Origin of the sequence: Arthrobacter sp. BE255 (assembly GCF_031457335.1) — a bacterium.
In the GTDB taxonomy this organism is placed as follows: domain Bacteria; phylum Actinomycetota; class Actinomycetes; order Actinomycetales; family Micrococcaceae; genus Arthrobacter.
In genome coordinates this window covers 1-22,611 of the sequence record NZ_JAVDWK010000023.1, presented here as the reverse complement: position 1 = coordinate 22,611, position 22,611 = coordinate 1, and the positions used below count along the sequence as shown (strand labels likewise).

The 22,611-nt window shown below is 61.8% G+C and carries 18 protein-coding genes; 10 read left to right on the top strand and 8 right to left on the bottom strand.

Features of this window, described 5'->3' with window-relative positions; genetic code table 11:
- Positions 1 to 132: 132 nt before the first annotated feature.
- The 5 genes from J2X42_RS23095 to J2X42_RS23075 all read left to right on the top strand — a co-directional run bounded on the left by J2X42_RS23095 (position 133) and on the right by J2X42_RS23075 (position 5,135).
- Positions 133 to 1,584, top strand: a complete 1,452-nt coding sequence (locus tag J2X42_RS23095; RefSeq protein WP_310168459.1) for an aldehyde dehydrogenase family protein — start codon at positions 133 to 135, stop codon at positions 1,582 to 1,584.
- 31 nt (positions 1,585 to 1,615) lie between these two features.
- Positions 1,616 to 2,404, top strand: a complete 789-nt coding sequence (locus J2X42_RS23090; RefSeq protein ID WP_310168458.1) for an aldolase/citrate lyase family protein — start codon at positions 1,616 to 1,618, stop codon at positions 2,402 to 2,404.
- 22 nt (positions 2,405 to 2,426) lie between these two features.
- Positions 2,427 to 3,413 (top strand): 2-dehydropantoate 2-reductase, encoded by a 987-nt coding sequence (locus J2X42_RS23085; protein WP_310168457.1) that lies wholly within the window; start codon positions 2,427 to 2,429, stop codon positions 3,411 to 3,413.
- Between the two features lie 127 nt (positions 3,414 to 3,540).
- Positions 3,541 to 3,807, top strand: coding sequence for a hypothetical protein (locus J2X42_RS23080; RefSeq protein ID WP_310168456.1), 267 nt, complete (start codon positions 3,541 to 3,543; stop codon positions 3,805 to 3,807).
- A 392-nt stretch (positions 3,808 to 4,199) separates the two neighbouring features.
- Entirely contained in the window at positions 4,200 to 5,135 is a 936-nt protein-coding gene (locus tag J2X42_RS23075; protein WP_310168455.1) for an aldo/keto reductase, read from the top strand.
- 630 nt (positions 5,136 to 5,765) lie between these two features.
- Here the strand turns inward: J2X42_RS23075 and J2X42_RS23070 are convergent.
- Together J2X42_RS23070 and J2X42_RS23065 are read right to left on the bottom strand one after the other, a co-directional pair.
- Positions 5,766 to 7,067, bottom strand: a complete 1,302-nt coding sequence (locus J2X42_RS23070; RefSeq protein ID WP_310168453.1) for an MFS transporter — start codon at positions 7,065 to 7,067, stop codon at positions 5,766 to 5,768.
- Positions 7,068 to 7,495: 428 nt separating this feature from the next.
- The gene (locus tag J2X42_RS23065) at positions 7,496 to 8,305 is read right to left on the bottom strand and encodes a helix-turn-helix domain-containing protein (protein ID WP_310168451.1); all 810 of its coding nucleotides are present in this window, start codon (positions 8,303 to 8,305) and stop codon (positions 7,496 to 7,498) included.
- Between the two features lie 477 nt (positions 8,306 to 8,782).
- Here J2X42_RS23065 and J2X42_RS23060 point away from each other — a divergent pair, with 477 nt between their 5' ends.
- The 3 genes from J2X42_RS23060 (at position 8,783) to J2X42_RS23050 (ending at position 12,881) form a co-directional block, all read left to right on the top strand.
- Positions 8,783 to 10,174 carry an MFS transporter gene (locus tag J2X42_RS23060; protein ID WP_310168449.1) on the top strand — a complete coding sequence of 464 codons (1,392 nt, stop codon included), beginning with the start codon at positions 8,783 to 8,785 and terminating at the stop codon, positions 10,172 to 10,174.
- Positions 10,175 to 10,277: 103 nt separating this feature from the next.
- Entirely contained in the window at positions 10,278 to 11,750 is a 1,473-nt protein-coding gene (locus tag J2X42_RS23055; RefSeq protein WP_310168448.1) for an aldehyde dehydrogenase, read from the top strand.
- A 117-nt stretch (positions 11,751 to 11,867) separates the two neighbouring features.
- Positions 11,868 to 12,881: a zinc-binding dehydrogenase gene (locus tag J2X42_RS23050; RefSeq protein WP_310168446.1), complete on the top strand. Its 1,014-nt coding sequence runs from the start codon at positions 11,868 to 11,870 to the stop codon at positions 12,879 to 12,881.
- Positions 12,882 to 14,206: 1,325 nt separating this feature from the next.
- Here J2X42_RS23050 and J2X42_RS23045 read toward each other — a convergent pair.
- The 5 genes from J2X42_RS23045 to J2X42_RS23025 all read right to left on the bottom strand — a co-directional run bounded on the left by J2X42_RS23045 (position 14,207) and on the right by J2X42_RS23025 (position 19,607).
- Complete coding sequence (locus J2X42_RS23045; RefSeq protein ID WP_310168444.1) at positions 14,207 to 15,346, bottom strand: alpha/beta hydrolase; 1,140 nt, start codon at positions 15,344 to 15,346, stop codon at positions 14,207 to 14,209.
- 151 nt (positions 15,347 to 15,497) lie between these two features.
- Entirely contained in the window at positions 15,498 to 16,346 is an 849-nt protein-coding gene (locus tag J2X42_RS23040; RefSeq protein WP_396134137.1) for a PQQ-dependent sugar dehydrogenase, read from the bottom strand.
- A gap of 411 nt (positions 16,347 to 16,757) precedes the next feature.
- Positions 16,758 to 17,255 (bottom strand): cyclophilin-like fold protein, encoded by a 498-nt coding sequence (locus tag J2X42_RS23035; protein WP_310168443.1) that lies wholly within the window; start codon positions 17,253 to 17,255, stop codon positions 16,758 to 16,760.
- Between the two features lie 91 nt (positions 17,256 to 17,346).
- On the bottom strand, positions 17,347 to 18,345 hold the full coding sequence (locus J2X42_RS23030; RefSeq protein WP_310168439.1) for an alpha/beta hydrolase: 999 nt from the start codon (positions 18,343 to 18,345) through the stop codon (positions 17,347 to 17,349).
- A gap of 362 nt (positions 18,346 to 18,707) precedes the next feature.
- Complete coding sequence (locus J2X42_RS23025; protein WP_310168437.1) at positions 18,708 to 19,607, bottom strand: helix-turn-helix transcriptional regulator; 900 nt, start codon at positions 19,605 to 19,607, stop codon at positions 18,708 to 18,710.
- Between the two features lie 140 nt (positions 19,608 to 19,747).
- Here J2X42_RS23025 and J2X42_RS23020 point away from each other — a divergent pair, with 140 nt between their 5' ends.
- The gene (locus J2X42_RS23020; protein WP_310168435.1) at positions 19,748 to 20,764 is read left to right on the top strand and encodes a zinc-dependent alcohol dehydrogenase family protein; all 1,017 of its coding nucleotides are present in this window, start codon (positions 19,748 to 19,750) and stop codon (positions 20,762 to 20,764) included.
- A gap of 120 nt (positions 20,765 to 20,884) precedes the next feature.
- Positions 20,885 to 21,547 carry an SDR family NAD(P)-dependent oxidoreductase gene (locus tag J2X42_RS23015; protein ID WP_310168434.1) on the top strand — a complete coding sequence of 221 codons (663 nt, stop codon included), beginning with the start codon at positions 20,885 to 20,887 and terminating at the stop codon, positions 21,545 to 21,547.
- A 132-nt stretch (positions 21,548 to 21,679) separates the two neighbouring features.
- Here the strand turns inward: J2X42_RS23015 and J2X42_RS23010 are convergent, their stop codons facing one another.
- A complete protein-coding gene (locus tag J2X42_RS23010) occupies positions 21,680 to 22,420 on the bottom strand; it encodes an SDR family NAD(P)-dependent oxidoreductase (RefSeq protein WP_310168433.1) in 741 nt (246 codons plus the stop codon).
- Positions 22,421 to 22,611: the final 191 nt, after the last annotated feature.

The window sequence follows — 22,611 nt, the reverse complement described above, 5'->3', positions numbered from 1 at the left end:
TCGGCATCATGTTCTTCCTCGCCACCCCCGCCGCCGCATTCATCACCGGCCAAACCATCGCCTGCGACGGCGGCTACACCCACAGCAGCTAACCCCACCCCACACACCACCACCCACAGGAGAACCGCGACCATGAAGCAGTACCCGCACCTGTACATCGACGGTCAATGGACCGACCCGATCGAGCCGCGCGAAGTGGAGCTCATCGACCCCACCCGCGAGGAGGCCTTCGCCAGGGTCACATTGGGAAGCGCAGCGGACGTCGACCGCGCGGTCACCGCAGCCCGACGTGCGTTCGAGAGCTTTTCCACCACATCGGTGGACGAACGCATAGCGCTGATCGACCGCATCATCGACGTCTACGAGTCGTACACCGACGAGTTCTCCGAGTTGATCGCGCGCGAGGTCGGCATCCCCATCAGCAGCCGCGCCCAGGTCATGGGCCCTGCAGAACACATGCGGGTCGCCCGCGACATCCTGCGCGAGTACCCCTTCGAATCGCGAATCGGTGGCGCCATCGTTCGACGCGAGCCGATCGGCGTCTGCGCCCTGACCTCACCGTGGAACTGGCCCATCCAAACCGGTGTCATCAAAACTATTTACGGGCTGGCCGCAGGGTGCACCATCGTCGCCAAACCCAGCATCAACTCCGCAGCCAGCGGCACCCTTCTTGCCCAGGTGCTACACGAGGCGGGCGTGCCCGCCGGTGTGTTCAACCTCGTCAACGGGACCGGCCGAATCGTAGGCGACGCGCTGTCCCGCCACCCGGGCGTGGACATGATCTCCTTCACCGGGTCCACCGGTGCCGGGCAGCAAGTAGCGGCCGCCGCCGCAGAAACAGTGAAGCGGGTCTCGCTCGAACTGGGTGGAAAGTCAGCCAACATCGTGCTGCCCGACGCAGACCTCGAAAAAGCCGCCCGCTGGAACATCCAACGCAGCTTCTTCAATACTGGTCAATCCTGCCACGCTCCCACCCGCATGCTGGTGCACGAAAACCAGATCGAGCAGGTGGTCCCCTTCCTCCTCGACGAAGCGCAGCGCTTCCGCCTCGGTGACCCACTGGAAAGCTCGACGACAATGGGCCCGGTTGTCAGCGCCGACCAGTACAAGTCAATCAGGGACCTGATTCAAACCGGTATCGATGAGGGGGCCAGTCTTGTCACTGGTGGTCTGGAGCGTCCTGAGGGTCTGGATCGGGGCTTTTTCGTGCGGCCGACGGTGTTCACCGGGGTTACTCCGGATATGACGATCGCGCGGGAGGAAATCTTTGGGCCCGTCCTGGCCGTGATCCCCTACCGCGACGAGGACGAAGCCCTGCGGATCGCTAACGATTCACCCTACGGTCTCGGTGGCTACGTCTTCGGCGGCGACGAGGCCAAATGCCGCCGTGTGGTCAACGGGCTGCGTGCCGGGCGGGTCAGCTACAACGGCGCAGCCACGGATTCATACACGCCCATGGGCGGATACAAACAGTCAGGCATCGGCCGCTCCATGGGCAGGTTCGGACTCGAAGAATACCTCGAAACCAAATCCGTGTACGGGTTCGACGACGAGGCCCAAACACTGCCGGCTCTTTTCGGCTGAAACAACCCAAGTCGATCAGGAGAGACTGAACATGAACAACGAAGCCCCACTGCTGCGCAACCACGCCAAGGAAAAGCTATCCAGGGGCGAGACGGTATATTCGATGACCGTCCGTCTGGTGCGGACCGTGGACATCGCCTCCATCGCCTACACCGCAGGTTTCGACTCCATCTACATTGATATGGAGCACAGCAGCTTCTCCCTGGAAGCCGCAGGGCAAATCTGCATGGCCTGCAACCACCTCGGCGTCACCCCCCTAGTCCGCGTGCCCGGCCTGGACCCGTCCTTCATCGCCAGGGTCATGGATTCCGGTGCCATGGGCATCATCGTCCCCGACGTGGAATCGGCCGCCCAGGCACGCGCCCTCGTCCGCGCGGTAAAGCACGCGCCCCTTGGGGAACGCTCCCTCGCTGGCGCCGCCCCGCAGCTGAACTACCGGACGTACCCGCCCGCCGACGTCGTCCGGGTGCTTGACGAGTCCTCGATGGTCGTGGCAATGATCGAGTCCCAGACGGGACTCGACGCCGTCGAAGAAATCGCCGCCGTGGACGGGCTCGACATGGTCCTCGTGGGAGCGAACGACCTCAGCGTCGGGCTTGGGATTGCAGGACAGATGGACCACCCCAAGGTCCACGATGCCTACCTGCGCGTCATTAAGGCCTGCCAGGCGAATGGAGTTTCGGTGGGAATCGGCGGCCTTGGTGGTTGGCCGGATCTGATCCGCCAATACCTCGAACTCGGTGCCAGCTACGTATCCACAGGGAACGACATCACCTTCCTCAGCACTGCAGCAACACAAAAACGTCAGCAGTTCGCGTAGTCGACTCCAGGGAACAGAGAACATGAAAATCTGCATATATGGGGCAGGGGCCGTCGGCGGGCATATCGCCGGGCGGCTCGCAGGCAGTGACGCCGAGGTCTCACTGATCGCCCGCGGTGAACAGCTGGCCGCCATCCAACAGAACGGTTTGCGGGTCGAAACCCGCGACGGAACACTGCTCTCTCACCCGGCCGCCACGGACCGGCCCGCGGATCTGGGGCCCCAGGACATCGTCATCGTCGCGGTGAAGGCCCCGGCCCTGCCGACCATCGCCGAGCACGTCGCTTCCCTGCTCCACCGCGACAGTCTGGTCCTGTTCGTCATGAACGGCATCCCCTGGTGGTACTTCCACTCCCACGGCGGAACCCTGGACGGCACCCGCCTCCAACGCCTGGACCCCACAGGGGCGCTATGGGACCACATCGGCCCGGAACGCGCCGCAGGCGCCGTGGCCTACACCGCCTGCACCGTCATCGCACCCGGTGTCATCCGCGCCGAAAACGCCCTCAACCGTCTGATCATCGGACGCCCAGACGGCCAGCCAGACGCAAGACTCGACACACTGGCATCGCTCCTGAACCCCAGCGGCCTGGAAGTCACCATCACCCCCAAGATCCGTGACGCGGTCTGGACCAAACTCGTGATGAACCTCATCGGCGGTTCACTCGGCGTCCTCACCGCCTCGGCCATGAAAGACGTCCTCAACAAACCTGCCATCGCCGGCACCGCCAAAGCAATGGCCGACGAAGGCATCGCCATCGCCCGCGCCCTCGGATGCGACCCGGGCGACCCCGACAAAGGCCTGAGCAAACTCGCAACATCCAGCCACCTCCAAAGCATCGCCCAAGACCTGCTGGCCGGACGGCCCATGGAAATCGACGGACTGTTCCGCGTCCCACTGGACCTGGCCGAACTCGTCCAAGTCCCAACCCCCAACCTCGACCTCATCATCGAACTAGCCACACAACGCGCCCGCACCGCCGGCCTATACCAGCAACCCAACAACTAACACCGCTGTTCCACGAACCGGGTTCCACGCCTGGGGTGGCCTTAAGAGCTTTAGGCCACGAGACATCGCCAGAGCGGTTGGGGGCACAGGGCTGGTGAACCAACCATTACGAGTTCAAGGGGAAATCATGATTCCTGATCAGATGCATGAAGACAGAGATGGCTTCATCACCGCAGGAACTAACAATCAGCTGACAAGCCCGGGTTGGGTGCCGAAGCCAAGCGAACGCGTTGAAGTGCGACGAACAGGCTCTGACATTCGACGAGGGGTCATCGAGGCTGTAATGAAGGACAACTCAGGTTTCTGGTTGGCCGCCGACGGGGTCGAACCCCGCGTATTCGTTCTCTTGGACGACCAGAAACAAAGCGTTCGGCGCATCACGGTTTCTGGCTAAGTCACACCGCAACAGAGAAGCGGCCGCCTGGGGCAGATCGTTGCCCACCGGAAGATTGGCCATGTGTCGGTATCTTCCGGCCTCGCCGCCAACTTTTCACTCAATCTTGCCGGGTCCGACTGTGCTCGCAACCGGTCGGATCCGGCAACCCCAAGAAGACGAAAGCGACCAACCATGGCCAATAATCAGAAAGACCTAAACGCCTATGAAGCTCGGCGCAGGACTAGCAACCCGTCAGCAACAGTTTGCGTGGGAGACACCCACCGAAGCGATTGTCCTTTCTGCACAGGCCCTGAAACCGACTAACACCAAAACTCCGGGCCCTCAGCTGACGGTGTCTGACTGAATGAAACCGCCGGCAATGCATTAGAAGATACTTCTTGGAGGAGATTATGCGCACCGTTTCCTTGGGACCAACAGGCCGCCAGGTCCCCAACATCGTGGCGGGCATGATGAGGATCAGGAACAGTTCCGACGAGGACATTCGTAAGTTGTACACCACAGCCCGCGATGCCGGTGTCAACTTCTTCGATCACGCCGACCTGTACGGCGGACATCGGCACACCTGTGAGCAGCGATTCGCCTCAGCTCTGAAACTTAGCACGACCGAGCGCGAACAGATCACCCTGCAAACCAAGACCGGTATCGTTGCAGAGCAGTGGCATTACGACTCCTCCTACGAACACATCGTCACCTCCGCCGAAGAGTCGCTGGAAGCCCTCGGGACCGACTACATTGACGTGCTGCTGCTGCACCGACCCGACGCGCTCGTCGAGCCCGAGGAGGTCGCCCGCGCGTTTGACCACCTGGAATCCAGTGGGAAGGTCCGCGCATTCGGGGTCTCGAACCACACGCCGCGCCAGATCGACCTGCTCAAGACCGCAGTAACGCAGCCGATCGTCGCGAACCAGGTACAGCTGTCACTCACCCACTCCACAATCATTGCCCAGGGCCTGTCATCGAACATGACCGGCGAGGACGACTCGATCAGCCGTGACGGCGGCGGCATCGTCGACTACGCCCGCATCAACAAAATCACCCTGCAGGCATGGTCACCCTTCCAAAAAGGATTCCAGGACGGCGTCTTCTTCGGCTCCGGGGGGTTTCCAAAGCTCAACGCCGAACTCGACCGGCTTGCCATCAAGTATGGCGTCACGCCGACCGCTATTGCCACGGCGTGGATAACCCGCCACCCGGCCGGCTTTCAGGTCGTGCTTGGGACTACCACCCCACAGCGCATCACTGACGCATCGGCAGGCTCTGACATCCCGCTCACCCGGGGCGAGTGGTACGGACTCATCCAAACCGCAGGGCACAACGTGCCCTGACCCGAGCAGGGCGGTGTCCCGGAGCACGACTCCAGACCCATCACCAGACCGGTCTGAACTCGGACTCCGCTGATGGGCGCTACCAAGAAGTTGCGAGTGATACTCCACGCGACCGCAGGTGAGATCTCAAGACACTGGTCCGGTTGCACTTCCTCGTCGAGCATGATGTGACTGTGGCAAACGACCTGCGGTGACGTCGACTCAAAGGTGCGCGCAGCGGCCCCGGCGAGGAGCCGCGCCGCTGCAGGAACACGGCCCCGTTGCGCATCCTCTTGGACCAGCACCCGCCAAGCTCGTGAGCTGCTCCTACCTCGCCCAGATCACGCACACCGCCCGAGTTCCTATTCTTCGGCTCTGTCCCTGAGATGTTGGGGCCGAACCTGTTGGACAGCGACTGCCCCTCGGTCCCATGGTTGATGCTCAGCGGCCCAGCAAACGGGAATCGCCGGGGTGGCATTCAACCGACTAAAGCGTCACCCGGTGTGGTTCCATTTGCGCGGGTGTTGAGGCGGCCGATGAAACCAAAGATGAGATCGTACGTCGGAGCACGTCTAGAAGCTGTCGTAAGAATGCGCAGGGACGACGTCGGAACGCCGGCCCCGAAAGCAGAGCACTGAAGACCCGCGACGGTTAGTCCAGACGAGACGCGATTGGGAACTGACATCGACTTTCCGCGTTCTGTTGCTTCGGTGATATGTCCGCCGCCGGTCCTCCCGTGCCGGAGAAGGGCGCCCCTGCCGCGAGAGCCCGCTTTCTTTGAAAGAGCCATAGCGTGAGCGCGAAAACGAGGACGAGTGCCGAGCAAGCCATGACCGCCGTCCACTGGCCGACGTGCCACAGCACAGCTGCCAGCGTTGAACCAAGGGCACCGCCAATGAAGTTGCTGACGATGTGGGCGGTGTTGAGGCGGCTGCGCGCGGCCGGGTCTATAGATACCATCATCGTCTGAAGGAGCACCAGCACGGATTGAGTGCCGACGGACAGTAATGAAATGGCAGTGAGTACGGCGACGATGGATGAGCCGCAGAATCCGGCTAGAGCGACCGCCGCCAAAGTAAGAACCAGCCCAATGCCGATGGCAGGCACGGCCCACCCCCGCTCATACACCCGTCCTGTGAACTGGGCGCCGATGACTCCTAAGACCCCGAACAGGCTCACCAGGCCAATGTGTGATGCTGGAAGTGAGAACAGAGGCGCGGACAGCAGCAAAGTAAGCCCAGTCCAAAATGCGGTGAAAACGCACATCAACGAGGCTCCAAAGAGCGGGATCACCCTGGCCCGCCGATGCCGAAAAGTAACCTGGACTACCGAGAAAAGGAGCCTGCCGTACGGTAGCCGCTCCCGAGGCTTGAGGACTGGAATCGCACGCCACAGGATGACGGCGAGTACGAGTATCGTCCCCGATGCCAAAACATAAATCATGCGCCACCCAAAGACGTCCGCCACAATACCGCTGACCAATCGAGACAGCAGAATGCCCGATAAAAGCCCGGAAGCCACCGTCCCGAGGACCCGTCCGCGCTGTTCATCGGTGGCAAGATCTCCCGCGAGAGGCAGCAGCATTTGACCGGCTACGTTCGTGAAGCCAACCAAGGCAAGAGTCGACAGAAGGAGGGCAAAGCTCGGAGCCAGCACGCAGCCCGCCAGTGACAAGGAACAACAGATCATGATTGCCGGGATCAGTCGCTTCCTGTGCATGGTGTCACCGAGCGGCACCACGAAGAACACGCCGAGCGCGTAACCGATCTGCGCCAGGGTGACGAGCAGCCCGGCCGTGCCTGGCGCGACGTTCAGGTCTGCAGCAATCTCACCCAGAAGCGGCTGGGCCCAGTACAAGTTCCCGACACCGACGCCGCCAACGAAGGCGAAGAGCAGGGTTAAGCCCAGGGTGATCCCCGGAGTTCTGACGGGGTTAGCTTTGCGGGTGACCAAGGTGGCCCCTTTCAGCGTGGGAATTAGGCCAATGAGTCTCTTCTTGCTGCTGGCAGCATGAATTTAAGATTATCTCGGAAAATAGGATTTTATTAAGATTGTGAGGAGTTATACACCATCCTCCCCGTCGCGGCTCTTGGTCAATGCCGCCAACCCGGTGAGCCAGGGCGAAAGGCGTGCCACGCGCATGTGCCGACGAAGGCCTCTTACTGCAGGATGTCGTCGACGCTTTGCGCAGGGAGTGTTTGCACCGTCGCTGTTGAAGGCCGCGCAAACCATCAGGCTGTGCTTTGGAGGGCCATAGTTCTTCATCGCAAAAGGTCGTCCCGGCTAAGAAGGCTCAGTTCTAGCGGCTGCTGCTAGGGCATGCCTTAATCGCACCGCCCCTTACAACGACACACGGTTCCGCACCGGCCTGGACGACCAATTCATAGCTCTCTAGCGACATGAGTCGGGACGTAGGATCCGAGCATGTCTGCCACCGGTATGCGCCCGAGTTCGCCAGAGATTTTCTCCATGACGGGCAGCACACCTTGGGCTGCCTCTTCGGTGAACCGGAAGCTGGGTCCGGACACGGTGAGTACGCCGACGGTATCACTACTGCCGGCCGCTCGGATGGGATAGGCGAGGGCGGCAATTCCCTCCTCGAAGATGTTGGGTAGGTACAGGAATCCAGCTGTCCGTGCCCTGTGCAGTATATTCAGGGCCTCTTCGATGCTTCGGGGCGCGGCAGAACCATACTCGTCCGGAAGTGAGAAACCTTCTGCCTGCAAACGCACCGCCGCCTCGTCGTCGGAGAGGCTGCTAAGCAGGAGCAGGCCGCTTGCGGTGGAGGCAAGGGGAATGTTTCCGCCATGGACATGAAGGGGGTCGTACTTCAGGCCGGACTGTCTGCCTTGGGCCTTGCTGACGCGCACAAGGTCGTTTCCGTCGACGAGGTTCAGACGAGCGAGCTCCCCGCTGGCCACGGCAAGATCTTCCAACAGGGGGCCCGCAAGGGACACCAGCGGGATTAGTTCGAGGTATTGCAGGGCGTGAGACGTGAGTTTCAGCGTCAGATGGTAACGCCCAAACTCGTCGATACGCGCATATCCCAGACGTGTCAGCTCCCCGAGCAGCCTGTGCGTGGGACCCTTGGATGTCCCTAAGGCCGTAGCGATGTCAGTGAAGGTGAGCCCCCTGGGCGCCTGGCTCATCATCTCGATTGCGTGGAGTCCGCGCTCCAGTTCAGCACTCATGCCTGCTCCATACTGCATCCACCAATTCTTCCCGCCGAACCCGACAACCGTCACAGATGGCGGGAATAACTCCACGACCTGCCCCCGAATCCTAAGCCGTCCGGCACTCCCAGCCTAGAGGACTGGAACCTCGTTCCACAGGATTCGACGGAGCCTATTGACGAAATCCTACATCACGGGATACTCTCATTTCTGGAACTGAGTTACACAAAGCTTAGGCTCCGCATATGCTATTTGAACCCCACTGCCGAGCCAAGGCATTGGCGCCCACGTCACTGACCGATGACCGGGGCCAGGTAGCTCAGAGGTTCAGTGACCCGCGGGGCCACGCGCACACCTGAGTCGCGGGCAGACGCCACGAGCTGATCAAGACCATCGAGGGCACCTGAAGGGGTCCTGCGACCCCTTACTTGCTCCCGCAACCACCAAATTCCTACTACGGCATCATCATGCAGGCACTCAAAGAGGAGACGTACCATGAAAAAACCTAAGACCGAAGTTCGCCCACATCAGAGACTCATGGGCGGCGCCATCGGCAGCGTCGTGGAGATTTTCGATTTCTCGGTGTACGCACTGACTGCACCGGCGCTTGCGATTCATTTTTTTCCAAAGGGCGATCCGGCCGCGGCGCTGCTGGCCACGTTTGCGGTCTTCGCCGCTGCGTTCTTCGCCCGGCCGCTGGGGGGCGTACTTTTCGGCATCCTCGGCGATCGTCTGGGCCGTATGCGTATTCTCTCCCTGACGGTCCTGATGATGGGCGGCGCCACACTGCTAACCGGGTTGCTCCCCTCGTACGCGGCGATCGGCATTGCTGCGCCGATCCTGCTCGTGATCTGCCGCCTCGTACAGGGCCTGTCACTGGGCGGTGAGTCGTCCGGCGGCTACACCTACGTCATCGAATCCGCCCCCGACAACAAGCGCGGGAAGTGGATCGGTATCGTTATTTTTGCGCTCTACTTCCCGACCGCGTTCCTGTCGCTGATGATCGTAGGCATTAGCGGCGCAATGGGAGACTCCGCCTACATGGACTGGGGATGGCGCGTGCCATTCGTCATCGGCGGAGTCATCGCGGCCGTCGGCTTCTGGCTGAGGCTGCGCCTCGATGACCCCGAGGAGTTCAAAGCCGCGGCGGCAGTTGAGAAGGTCACGGTCAAGGACACAATGCGCGGCCTCGCCAAGTCGTGGAAGTCGATCGGCCGCATTCTTCTGCTCCAGGCTCCGCAGACAGCAGCAGCCTACCTGCTTATCGGATACATGTTCACTTTCGTGGTGACACACGGCCACCTTTCGCAGTTTCAAGCGCAGCTGACCACCGGAGCTTCAGTCCTGCTCCTGGCCTGCCTCGGGCCTGTCTTCGGCAGCGTCAGCGACCGGGTAGGACGCAAACCCGTGCTCGCTGCGGGATTCATCTGGCTGGTATTGATGGCATATCCGGCATTTGCACTGGCTTCGAACGGCACCGTGATCGGGGCCCTCCTCGGACAGTGCCTCCTGGCGATAGGCGTTGCTCTCATCAACTCGGCGTTCTTCGTCATCGCGGTCGAGGTCTTCCCGACGAACGTGCGATACGCCGGTCACGGGCTGGCCTTCAACCTCGCAGCTGCCATCTTCGGAGGAACGACGCCGCTCGTCGCTACAGCCCTCGTGACTCAATTCGGTACCCCCGTCGCCCCAGCCTTCTACGCAATCGGACTCGCACTGACACTGGGCTTGGTAGGATTCCTGCTCACCCCGGAAACACGCTATGTGAGCCTGCGCCACTCTTTGCTCGGCGACCCCGAGAACAGTGCGAGCGACTCGTCCGGTGACACTAACGTTGCCGCTGGGGCGCCCACCGCTCCGGACTCGCCAGACCTGACTGCACGATAGGCACCTGGGCACCTGGGCACCTGGGCATGGTCCTGGCCATAACTTGACCCCGATTTTCCCCCAAGAGACGCACTACACCCGCTTACTATCCGGAGGGCTTCCAATGGCTACCAATTTGATGACAAACCACGATTCATTATTTATCGGGGGTGATTGGGTAGCACCAGCAACACGTGAGCGTATCGAGGTGGTCTCACCGTGGAGCGAGGACGTTATCGCTACGGTGCCTTCGGGCTCCCGCGAGGACGTCGACCGAGCGGTGGCTGCCGCTCGTCGGGCCCTTGACGTTGGGCCGTGGCCATCAATGTCCCTCGCAGAACGGGTGGCGATCCTGAAACGGTTGCGCGAGCTCCTCGTTGAGCGCAGCGAGGAGCTCGCGCAGCTTATTACGGCTGAGATGGGCTGCCCCATCACGCAGTCCCGCAATATTCAAGTCGTCAATCCCATTGGCATCCTCGACGCGTACCTCGAGACCGCGGAGACATACCCCTTCCGTACGGTGCGCCGTTCGGCGAACGGCCAGGCTCTCATCACGCGTGCGCCGGTGGGTGTAGTGGCGGCTGTGGTGCCGTGGAACGTACCCGCCTCGCTGACTGCGCAGAAGATCGTGCCGGCGCTGCTGGCCGGCTGCACCGTTGTACTCAAGCCGGCGCCAGAGACTCCGCTGGACGCCTACTTCCTGGCTCGATTGCTATCAGAGGCCGGTTTGCCGCCGGGGGTTGTGAACGTTGTGCCGGCCGACCGGGAGGTCAGCGAGTACCTGGTTTCGCACCCCGGTGTGAACAAGGTGACGTTCACCGGTTCGAGCGTCGCCGGTCGGCGGATCGCGGAAGTCTCCGCTCATGACCTGCGACGGGTGACGCTAGAGCTCGGAGGCAAGTCGGCCGCCATCATCCTCGACGATGCCGACATGGATGCCGCTGTGTCAGCCCTGCGCATCGGATCCTTCAGAAATAGTGGACAGGTATGCAGCCTCAAGACCCGACTCCTGGTGCCCTCGCAGCTTGAAGACGAGTTCCTCGACCGGCTCGGCGCAATGATCGACACGATGCCGGTCGGCGACCCGCGGGACCCGGCCACTCAGATCGGCCCCCTCGTAAGCGCCCGTCAGCGTCAGCGGGTTGAGGGATACATCGCATCCGGCATCGCGGAAGGCGCCCGGCTCGTTCGGGGCGGGGGGCGTCCTTCCGGACTGGATAAGGGGTGGTTCGTTGAGCCGACGGTGTTCACCGGCGTCGACCCGGACGCCACCATTGCCCAGGAGGAAATCTTCGGACCAGTGGTATCGGTCATCCCGTACCAAAACGAGGACGAAGCGATCGCCATCGCCAACAACTCCGACTATGGGCTCAACGGGTCAGTCTTCACAACGGACATCGAGCGCGGGTTGCGCGTAGCTGGCCGGATGCAAACCGGAACGGTGGAACTGAACGGGAATCCGGCGGGTTTCCGCGCCCCGATGGGCGGAGTCAAGCAGAGTGGAATCGGCCGGGAGTTCGGCCCCGAAGGCATCGACGCGTACATCGAGCTGAAATCGATCGGAATCCCGAAGGAACTCGCCGATTCACTGCAGTAGGCAACCTGTCCTTTCCTCACTGTCCCTCGAATGCTGTTCGACCCCTATTCGCACACGCCGCCGATGGCGTGAGCCACTAACCATGCTCGTTTTACTTTCTACATCAAGGAGAATCCCATGCAAGGAGTTCTATTCAAGGGAGACCGCAAACTCGAATTGCGGGAGTTTCCGGACCCAACTCCGGGACCCGACGAGGTCGTCGTCGAAGTCCGCGCGTCGGGAATGTGCGGATCAGACCTGCACGAGTACCGAAAGCCGCAGGGCCACACCCCCAAAGCCATCGCCGGCCATGAACCCGCTGGCGTGGTCGTGGCCGTCGGCGATCTGGTGCCGGCGTCGTGGATCGGGCGCTCGGTGATGATTCACCACTACATCGGTTGTGGGCGCTGCGACCAATGCCGGACGGGTTGGACCCACCTGTGCCGTGAGGAGCATCGCGCGCTCGGATACGCCGTGAACGGAGGGCACGCCAACTACATCAAGGTGCCGTTCGCGATTGTTATGCCGTTGCCTGAGGGTCTGTCGTTCGAGGCGGCCGCCGCCATCAGCTGTGGGACGGGAACCGCATGGGGCGCACTCGAAATGATCAATTTGCGCGGCGACGACACCATCGCCATCTTCGGGCAAGGTCCGGTGGGTCTCTCCGCTACCCAATTGGCCACCGCGCTCGGAGCTAAGGTCATCGCGCTCGACATCGAACCGCACCGGCTGGAACGTTCGCGCGAGTTCGGCGCAGCCGAGGTCATCAATCCGCTCGAGGTCGGCTCCGTCCGCGAGGCAGTACTCGACCTCACCAACGGCCGCGGCGTGACGAAGAGCCTCGAGACATCAGGTGCACCGGTTGCTACGAATCAGGCGCTTCAGGTGCTCGGCCTCTGGAGTACCGTGTGCTGGGTCGGGCGTGGCGCCCCGCTTCAGGTCGACATGACAGAACTGCTTTCGAAGCAAGTAACGGCCAAGACTTCCTGGACACTCTCCACGGAGCAGATGGGGCGGCTGGCAGACTTTGTCCTCGACCGCGGCGTCAACGTCGATGCCCTATTCACTGATCGGTGGAAGCTCAGCCAGGCAGTCGAAGCCTACGAATGGTTCGACCGCCAGAGCAGTGGGAAAGGCGTTATCATCCCCTAAGAGTCTCTCCTGTGCGCGCCAACCGGCTTAGACATGGACGTCACGCCGATCTCCATTGCCACAGCGCATCACCGACGTCGGCAGGCTCAGACATCTCGCTGACCCGGGGGCGAGTTATACGGACTCATCCAGGCCGCAGCTGGCAACGTGCCGACGGACATTAGCGAAGCGGACCGCTGGCCAAGGGATTCCACCCGCGAGTATGGACGGGACACGCACCGGCAGCGTGTGCCGTCCGCTGCCCTTGGCCGCGCCGAATTACACGGACAGCCCACCGCAACCGCCGCCGGAGAATGATTAGACCGAGCACGGCAAGGATCGCAGTCTCGGCCGATTTAGGGGCTGGCCAATTGTCCGGCGCGGGCGGATACCCACCCCGGGACAGGCCTGCGTCCCGCTCAAAGTGATTGCGCGACGCGGGAAAGATTGCGTCATTGGCAAAATAGGCGGCCGGGAAGGCTATCGGGCCCGCCAACAAGTTCGCAACAGCCCATTGATCCACGTGCCGCGACTCGTGATACCCGAGTTCCTCCTCTTCAGATCGGGCTTGCGAAATGTTGGGTCCATATCTGATGTAGACGCGCTCACCCTCGGTCCCGTACCCGTTGATGCTCAAGGGTCCCGCGGGCCTTTCGCCGGGGGGCATCCACGCGACGAATACGTTACCCAGGGTGCTTCCGCCTCCGCTTGTCCGGGGAGGCGGCCAGAACATTACCAGCAGCGGAGGTCCGGAGCACGACTCCATGCCCATGACCCGGCCGGCCAGAACTCCGACTCCGCTGATGGGGGCAACCAAGAAGTTGCGAGTGGTGCTCCATGCGACAGGAGGTGAGATCTCAAGGTACGGCTCCGGTTGGACTTGCCCGTCCGGGGTGATGTGACTGTGACAAACGACGCGCGGTGACGTCGACTCGAACGTGCGCGCAGCGGCCCCGGCGAGGAGTAGCGCCGCGGCCAGGAACACGGCCACGTTGCGCATCCTCATGTGCGACGCGCAAATCCCGCACGTTGCCGCCCGTTTCAGCCGGCGCGTCCGAAAACGTGGCAAGGACCAGATCAGCCCGGCGATGCCGAAGCAGATACCACACGCTAGAGAACGCAGGAACGGACGAGCCCTCCTGATTAATCGGCCCACTGGTCGCGCCATGGACGGTCACCTCGTGTGTTAGGGCACTGCCGTAAGCACCCCGCAGACTCCAACTTTGTCCATGGTCGCCGCCGCGCCCCCAGACTGCAACCCTTGATCGCCACGAATATCGAATTGAAGACTGGCGGAGGGTGAGGGGAGCCCGCGCACAAGGGAGTGCGCGGGCTCCCCGGCCTGGCTAAAGCTGTGCGCGGAAGAAGTCCGTCAGCTTGTCGAAGGGGATGAGGCCGACACGGTCGTACAGGTCGACGTGGCCGGCGCCGGGGACCCAAAAGAGTTCCTTCGGTCCGGTGGCGAGCCTGTAGGCCTCTTCGCTGAACTCCCTCGAGTGTGCCTGGTCACCGGTGATGAACAGCAGCGGCCGCGGGGAGAGCAGGTCCAGGTCGTTGAACGGGTGGAAGTTTATGAACTTGGTGTTTGTGGCGAGGGCTGGATGGGTGGTGGTGTTCGGGTGGTATCCGCGTGCCGTGCGGTAGAAGTCGTAGAACTCCCGGTCCACCGCAGTGGATTCTGCTGTGAGTTCTTCGGGTGTTCCGCCGGTGTACTCGATTGCGCCGCCGGCGAACTCGACGTCCCGCTGGGCAGCGGCCTGCGCGATGAAGGCCTTGCGCTGTTCCAGGGTTACGGATTTGTTGAGCCCGTCGCGGTTGGCGGCGCCCATGTCGTACATGCTGACCGTGGCGATCGCCTTGATCCGGGGGTCGATCTTGGCCGCGCTGATCACGAAGCTGCCGCTGCCGCAGATCCCGATGGCCCCGACGCGTTCCTTGTCAACGAAGGCCTGGGCCCGTAGGTAGTCGACGGCGGCGCTGAAGTCTTCAGCGTAAACGTCGGGCAGTACGGAGTTTCCGGGCTTGCCGGCGCTTTCACCCCAGAACGAAAGGTCGAAGGAGAGCGTGACGTATCCCTGTTCGGCCATCTTGGTGGCGTAGAGGTTGGCGCTCTGTTCCTTCACGGCCCCCATGGGATGGCCAACCACCAGTGCCGGGTGCGTGGTCCCCCGGTTCAGGTTGTTGGGGATGAACAAGTTGCCGACGACCTTCATCTCGTACTTGTTCTTGAACGAGATCCTCTTCACGGTGACTTCGTCGCTGGTGTAGAAGTTGTCAGCCCCGTTGGAAGTGTCGCCCGGTTCCAGGTTGTTGTTTGAAGCAGCCGGCGCGGCGAATGCCGGCCCGGCTCCTGCCAGCCCCGCTGCGCTGGAAAGCCCGATGGCCGCTGCCCCTGCGCCTGTCAGCTTGATCAGCTTCCGGCGGGATACACCCTGCGCCCAGGTTTCTGAATCAGTGTTGTCGCTTCCTTTGAATTTCGTGCTCATCGTATTCATCCTCGTGATAATCGGTTTCGCATCTTGATGGACTTCTTCGTCTTTTCGAGCAAATCACAGGCCTTCTAGTCAGTGGGAGTTCCTGCTGTGACTGGTACTGCCAGTGCCCCTCAACAAAAAAACGCCACTTGAGTCGTTGATCTCACTGCATGACTGGACTGACGCTCAGCAGCCGATCGTCCTCTGGGGTTGGCCTGCCACGTCCATCTGTGTTGCTGGTGAGTATCCAGAGGGTTCCCTCGGGTCCCGCGATGACATCGCGGATACGCCCATATTCGTCGGTGTAATAGTCCCTCGAGGTGCCGGGATCAGCTACGGGGACAGCGCGCAATACCCTCCCGCGAAGGTTGGCGATAAAGAGCGTCCCGTTCAAGTGGGTCATGCCGCTGGGGCTGGCGACGCTGGGTTCCCACTGTTGGACGGGGTCGGTGAAACCTGCAGACTTAGCGATGCCTTCCACCATGGGCCAGCCGTAGTTGGACCCGGGCGTAATGATGTTCAGTTCGTCCCAAGTGTTCTGTCCAAACTCTGTGGCGAACATCGTCCCGCTGTCATCCCAAGTGAGTCCCTGGGGATTTCGGTGGCCGTAGCTGTAGACGAGAGAGCCCGGAAAAGGGTTATCCTCCGGAACAGCACCGTCCGCCTGCATCCTGAGGATTTTTCCGCCGAGCGAAGCCAGGTCCTGCGCGTTGTCCCGTTGCCCGGCGTCGCCTACGGTCGCATAAAGCTTACCGTCCGGGCCGAAAGCGATTCTTCCTCCATCGTGATAACTGGCCGACGGGATGCTCTCGACTATGGTCTCAGCTTCTCCAAGTCCCAATGATCCGGGCGACCCACGGAGGGTGAACCTTTGAATACGGTTCCCATCCGAGGCGGTGGAGTACACGTACAGCCTCTGTTCATCGCCCATGGCCAGTCCAAGCAGCCCCCCTTCGCCTGCACTGGCTACACCCTCGATCGTTCCCACGACTCGTGCCTCTCCACCGTCAATGATTTCGAGAATGCGGGCGCTGTCCCGCTCGCTGACGAGCGTTGCTCCTTCCTAGAGCACCACAGACCAGGGAGCCTCCAAACCAGTGGCGATTGTCACCGGCGGGGAGCCCGCTCCTGCCTGGCCTGGTTGCGGCGCCGAGCTGTCAGGCAGGGCAGGGGCTGATGGACCTGACGAGGGTGGGGCGGAGGGTGGTGGGCTAGATTCGGCGGGATCAGTAGTGCATGACGTTAGGAGTGCTGCAGCGCTGACACTGACCGTCAGCAGGGCGGTCCTATACCTGAAGTTCATGCTTTCTCCTTGGATCATGAAGGTTTGAGCGAGCTGTTGTGGCGCTGGAGCAGCCGGAAGCGCTGACGCTGTGGGGACTCCCGGAAGGTGCTGAGTGCTGCAGACGAGGGCGGGTAGGCGTTATCCCGCTTGACGGATGGTGACCGTGAATTCGCTCGTCTGGCCTTGGACGGCGTCTGCCTTTTCATAGGTTCCGATGGGCACTATCCCCGCGTGGTAGCCAACTTCTTCGTAGTAGAGGATGAGCCGCTGGTCGGGGACGTAGTAGCCGATGGTCAGTGGTGCAGCGTCACTGCCGTTTGGGGCGCCGTCGAGGTTCAGAGGTGCAGGAAGCTCTGCGACTTTTTCCTGACCGCCGTAGTCGCGGAAAGACAGGGTGAGGGGCAGTTGGTCGATGAGCGATGCTGAGGCCGCGCTGTCATCCAGTTCACCCGCAATGTGCTGATCTCCAAGTTCTATGATGATCGGCTTCGTGATCCCGGCAGGAGCGGGTGAGGTAGCTGATGGGGTGGAATCAGTTGATGGTGTACGGGCAGGCGGGGTTTGCGCGCCTGCCCGGGCGTTTTCCGCCGTGCCCCCAGTGCACCCGGAGAGTGCGGCGGCGAGCACGACGGTCATGGAAACGACACCCATCCGCTGTACCTGCCTCAGGACGCGAAACACTGGGTGCCAGCCCGGCAAGCCGCTGCCTGCAGCGCCCAGGTTGGGATTATCCCCGGGCACGTGCCAACTCCCCGTTCGGACGATTGCCCGAATTCAGGCCTTTAGTGAAGAAGTCCTCCAGCCTGTCGAAAGGGATGAGATCCGTGCGATCGTAGAGGTCGATGTGCCGTGCCCCGGGGACCACGATGAGTTCCTTTGGCTCTGCAGCTTGCTCATATACCGTGTCGCTGAAGTAGCGCGAATGTGCGTGCTCTCCCGTGATGAGCAGGATTGGTCGCGGGGTGATGTCCTTCAGGTGGGCAAGGGCTCCCATGTTGATGTGGGACAGGCTGCTTGTGACAGTGAAACCACCGATGGAGCGAGGGTGCCGGCCCCGGTCTGTGACGTAATACTCGTGGAACTCGGCAGTGACGGGGTCAAGAGACTCCGGCTTGAACTCGTCAGGGAAAACCGGCGTCAGCGCCGGCTCACTCGCGTCCACGTCTGCCCAGCGTTGTGCTGCTATGACTTCGAACCCGGTGCGACGCTCCTCATCGCTTTGTGAGTCTAGCCATCCGTTGCGGGAGACTCGGCTGATGTCATACATCGCGGACGTTGCGACGGCCTTGATGCGCGGGTCCACCTGAGCCGCGCTTAGTGCGAATCCTCCGCTGCCGCAGATGCCGATAGCGCCGATCCGCTCGCGGTCGACGTACGGCAGGGTGCCGAGGTAGTCGACCCCTGCGCTGAAGTCCTCGGCGAAGATGTCCGGTGACGACACATGGCGGGGTTCGCCGCCACTCTCACCGTTGTAGGAGGGGTCGAACGCGACGGCGATGAAGCCGCGACGTGCCAGTTCGTTGCCGTACACTCCAGGCCCTTGCTCCTTGACACCGCCGTAGGGCGGACCGATAACGATGGCTGAGTGCTTGGCTGACTCATCGAGCCCTTTTGGAAGGTAGAGGTCAGCGGCGATCTCGATCCCGTACCGGTTCTGGTAGCGGACAGACGTACGTGTCACTTCAGGGGCGGTGGAAAATGTGAGGCCGTCTTCGTGCAATGCCATGATATTGCTCCTTGATTTAGACATTTCGTTGCCGGGTAATGCGTTGAGATGCTCGTCGACGCGGAACAGCTCCGAAGGGCCGAATGACGGCCGCGAGTACAAGCTGATGCCCGGTCGCTGAGTACCAGCCGGTTCAATGTCCAATCCAACCCGCCGTGGAAGCTCGTAGCGAGAGCACTGGTGAAACGGGTTATGGCAGACCCCCCCCATGTCCGGGTAGACGCTTCAACGGGGATTAGGTGCAGTGTGCGCAGATCCCCAAACCCTGGCGCCGCTGGAAACCGCGCGAGGATGGTCACGACTTACTGTCGATGGCGACGGAGCTTCGGCGCTCCTTCGTCCGGCCCTCCCCTATGATCGGCTTATTGGGGCCTTATACCCTGCATACGTGGGTTTCGAGCGAACCCGCCGATGTTCTCTGTCGCGGCCCACGAGGCGAGGAGCTTCAGTGCTTCCTCGGAGGGGCTGCCCGGTATAGCGGGATAGACAGTCAGGGTGTGTCCCGGATTGTCTTCGAGTTCCATAGCCTGGTAATTCAGTTCGAGCGGCCCGACCACAGAATGATGGAAAGCCTTTGCTCCCGAGTAATGCCGCCGTACGTTGTGCGTCGCCCACCGCGTGCGGAATTCATCGCTCCGCATGGACAGCTCTCCCACGAGCTCGGCGATGCCCCTGTCGTGCGGGTTTCGACCGGCCTCGCGGCGAAGAATTGCGACATTTACGTTGGCAGCGCGGTCCCAGTCGGGATAGAAGTCATGCGCGCGGGGATCTAGAAAGATGAAGCGCGAGTGGTTGGCGGGCCGGGCGGTGCCGCGGTACATGTCGGCGTACAAAGCAAAACCCAATGTGTTAGCGGCGACGATGTCCATCCGGTTGTTCCCGATGAAGGCAGGCGCGCCGGTGATCGCATCCAGAAGATGTTGCAAAACGGGCTTTACATCTGGAGCCGGGGTACCCGTAGCGCGTTTCCTATCGGATGTGTTCGCTGCCCTAGCGAGGTTATAGAGGTGTTCGTGTTCGGCCTGGTCGAGTTCCAGCGCCCTGGCGACCGCGTCGAGGACGCTGTCTGAGACGCCGGTGAGGTTTCCGCGCTCGAGGCGGGTGTAGTAGTCCACACTGACACCGGCCAGGCGGGCAACTTCGTCCCGCCGCAGTCCCGGTACCCTTCGCCGGCCGCCGTACAGTTCGATGCCCGCCTGCTCTGGCGTGATGCGCCCGCGGCGCGTGGAGAGGAACTCTCGTACCTCGGCTCGGTTATCCATAGGGCGACTTTACGATGAATCCGGGATGCCTAGGGAGGGTCTGCCATAACCCGTTTCAGCAGACCCCTCGCTAGGTTTGTCGGCAGCCGGTTTCATGGGGATGGCCCCTTTTAGTCATCCACAAGACGGAGCACCGAACGATGCGCGCAACTATCATGCATGCCCCAGGCGACGTCCGCGTCGAGGATCGTGACAAGCCCACCATCCAGGAACCTACCGATGCTGTCATTAAACTTGTGGCCGCGTGCGTCTGCGGGTCCGACCTCTGGCCCTACCGCGGCGCAGACAGCCTATCCGAACCGGCGGCTATGGGCCACGAGTATGTGGGCATCGTCGAAGAGGTCGGCGCCGACGTAAAGGACGTCCAGGTGGGTCAGTTTGTGGTCGGTTCCTTCATAGCCTCGGACAACACGTGCGAGATCTGCCTCTCCGGCTACCAGAGCGGGTGCGTCCACCGCCAGGGCGTGGGCGGTGCACAGGCTGAGTTCATGCGGATCCCCCTCGCCGACGGCACCCTGGTGGCTACCCCGGAAATGCCCGACGCCGACAAAGTTCCGTCGCTGCTGGCGGCCTCCGACGTCCTGGGAACCGGATGGTTCGCCGCCAAAGCCGCCGAAGTCGGGCCGGGCAAGACCGTCGCCGTGGTGGGCGACGGCGCCGTCGGGCTTCTCGGGGTCCTTGCAGCCAAGCAGATGGGCGCCGAGCGCATAATCGCCATGTCCCGGAACGCCGACCGGCAAGCGCTGGCCCGCGAGTTCGGTGCCACGGACATTGTCGAGGAACGCGGCGATGAGGGCGTCGCGAAGATCAAGGAACTCACCGGCGGACTAGGGGCCCACTCAGTCCTTGAGGCCGTGGGCACGCAGGAATCGATGATGCAGGCCATCCGGTCCACCCGCGCCGGCGGCCACGTCGGCTTCGTGGGAGTCGCCCACGACGTCGAACTGCCGGGCCTGGAGATGTTCTTCTCCCACGTCCACCTGCACGGCGGACCTGCCCCTGTCCGGGACTACGTTCCAGAACTGATCGACCTCATTCTTCGTGGAGTGATCAACCCGGGCAAGGTCTTCGACCTCGAACTCCCCCTCGATGAGGCTGCCGATGGATACAAGGCCATGGACGAGCGCCGTGCCATCAAGGTACTCCTGCGCCCGTGACAGCATCTCGATCTGCGCGCTACCCAGGCACCAGCTCAGATTCGGATTCCTCATCCCCGCCCGCAACAACTTTCGCCCAGGATCTACCCCGGACACCCAACTCAAAGGAGCACTTTCGCCATGAACTCTGTTGCAATCATTGGCGCCGGCAAGGGCCTCGGCCTTGCCACGGCGCATCGTTTCGGCCGGGAGGGTCACCCTGTCGCGCTGATCGCCCGCAATACTAACAATCTGGAGAGCCTCGTTTCTGTGCTTCGCACTGAAGGCATCACTGCGCAGGGCTTTGCCGCTGACGTCAGGGACACTGCATCCCTGCAATCCGCCCTAAACCAGGCATCCGAGCATCTCGGACCCATCGAGGTACTGCAGTACAGTCCTGTGCCCGCAAAGGAATTCATGCGTCCGGTCCTCGAAACCACCGCTGAAGATCTCGTAGGACCGGTAGAAATGTCAATTTACGGACCTGCAACCGCTGCCCGAGAGGTTATCCCAGGCATGCGGGCACTCGGCGGCGGCTCAATCCTCTTTGTCAACGGCTCGAGCGCTATTAGGCCGCGTGGAGTGGTCGCGGGCACGTCCATCGCCTTTGCCGGCGAGAGCGCGTATGCACAACTCCTCCACGAAGCCTTGGCTCCGGAAGGAATTTACGTCGGCCAGCTCATTATCCCGCTGGGCATCGGCGGTGGCGACCCTGACCACGAGCCAAATTCAATTGCAGAAAAGCTGTGGCGTCTCCACTCAGAACGCGGAGACTTCCGCACGTTCGTGAAACCGCTCGACTAAAATGAGCGGAAGCGGGAACTGATGTCTTTCGCCGACTATGTGGCGTGGCCCGCGCAAGGTAGGACAAGGCGATCATCTCGTCGATGACGTTGATCGAGCAGGGTATCAAAACGGAGATACCCTGCTTGGTGCTTAGTGGAAGGTTCTACCTCCGTCGACTGCCAGGGCTGTTCCGGTGATGTAGGAGGATTCCTGGCTGGTGAGGAAGAGTATGCTGCGGGCGATTTCGACCGGGTCGGCGAGGCGGTTGAGTGCGTAGTTTCCGACGTTTCCTCTGTGTCCGTCGGCCATGGCTGTGTCGACCATGCCTGGACAGACGGTGTTCACCCGGATTGTTGGTGCGAGTTCGGCCGCCAGGGCCTTGGTGAGTGCCACGACTCCGCCTTTTGAGGCGGCGTATGCGGTGTATTCGGCCGCGTTCGGCAGCAGGCCGGCCGCTGAGGCGATCGTGACTACTGTTGCTGAGGGTTCCTGTAACAGCCAGGGGATACAGCCGCGCACTACGTTGTATGTGCCGGTGAGATTGATCTCGATCACCTTCCGCCAGTCCGGAGCCGACACGTCGATCGCACGCCCACGGAACATGATGCCTGCTGCGTTGACAACGCCATCTATCCCGCTCATCGTTGCCGCAGCTTCGGCGATTGAACTGGCGACTGCCTCGTCATCGGTAATGTCCACCGGGAAAGCCCAGCCACCGATCTGCTCGGCAACTGCCTGGAGTTTTCCTTTGTCACGGTCCAGAAGAGCAACCGCTGCACCTTCGCGTGCGAAGAGTTCGGCCGTGCTCCGTCCAATCCCGGAAGCGGCGCCGGTAACAAGGACCCGGCGACCCTTCAGCCGGAGGGTCGGAGTCTGTGCTTGATCGTTCATAACCGTATTCCCTTTGTTCATATGCGCGTTCCCATTTTTCTTTTTGACGCGGAGGTAATTGCTGGGTTAGTTGTCGGTGTAGGGGAGGTCGCGTTCGGTGGAGAGGTCCCAGACGACGGCTTTGCGGCGGGTGTACATGGCGATGGAGTCAAAGCCGTTTTCTTTGCCGAAGCCGCTTTGTTTCATGCCTC

Excerpts from the sequence above, each read along its gene's own strand:
- J2X42_RS23095 (WP_310168459.1), top strand. The coding sequence starts at position 133 with ATGAAGCAGTACCCGCACCTGTACATCGACGGTCAATGGACCGACCCG.
- J2X42_RS23090 (WP_310168458.1), top strand. The coding sequence starts at position 1,616 with ATGAACAACGAAGCCCCACTGCTGCGCAACCACGCCAAGGAAAAGCTA.
- J2X42_RS23085 (WP_310168457.1), top strand. The coding sequence starts at position 2,427 with ATGAAAATCTGCATATATGGGGCAGGGGCCGTCGGCGGGCATATCGCC.
- J2X42_RS23080 (WP_310168456.1), top strand. The coding sequence starts at position 3,541 with ATGATTCCTGATCAGATGCATGAAGACAGAGATGGCTTCATCACCGCA.
- J2X42_RS23075 (WP_310168455.1), top strand. The coding sequence starts at position 4,200 with ATGCGCACCGTTTCCTTGGGACCAACAGGCCGCCAGGTCCCCAACATC.
- J2X42_RS23065 (WP_310168451.1), bottom strand. The coding sequence starts at position 8,305 with ATGAGTGCTGAACTGGAGCGCGGACTCCACGCAATCGAGATGATGAGC.
- J2X42_RS23060 (WP_310168449.1), top strand. The coding sequence starts at position 8,783 with ATGAAAAAACCTAAGACCGAAGTTCGCCCACATCAGAGACTCATGGGC.
- J2X42_RS23055 (WP_310168448.1), top strand. The coding sequence starts at position 10,278 with ATGGCTACCAATTTGATGACAAACCACGATTCATTATTTATCGGGGGT.
- J2X42_RS23050 (WP_310168446.1), top strand. The coding sequence starts at position 11,868 with ATGCAAGGAGTTCTATTCAAGGGAGACCGCAAACTCGAATTGCGGGAG.
- J2X42_RS23045 (WP_310168444.1), bottom strand. The coding sequence starts at position 15,346 with ATGAGCACGAAATTCAAAGGAAGCGACAACACTGATTCAGAAACCTGG.
- J2X42_RS23035 (WP_310168443.1), bottom strand. The coding sequence starts at position 17,255 with ATGACCGTCGTGCTCGCCGCCGCACTCTCCGGGTGCACTGGGGGCACG.
- J2X42_RS23030 (WP_310168439.1), bottom strand. The coding sequence starts at position 18,345 with ATGGCATTGCACGAAGACGGCCTCACATTTTCCACCGCCCCTGAAGTG.
- J2X42_RS23025 (WP_310168437.1), bottom strand. The coding sequence starts at position 19,607 with ATGGATAACCGAGCCGAGGTACGAGAGTTCCTCTCCACGCGCCGCGGG.
- J2X42_RS23020 (WP_310168435.1), top strand. The coding sequence starts at position 19,748 with ATGCGCGCAACTATCATGCATGCCCCAGGCGACGTCCGCGTCGAGGAT.
- J2X42_RS23015 (WP_310168434.1), top strand. The coding sequence starts at position 20,885 with ATGAACTCTGTTGCAATCATTGGCGCCGGCAAGGGCCTCGGCCTTGCC.
- J2X42_RS23010 (WP_310168433.1), bottom strand. The coding sequence starts at position 22,420 with ATGAACGATCAAGCACAGACTCCGACCCTCCGGCTGAAGGGTCGCCGG.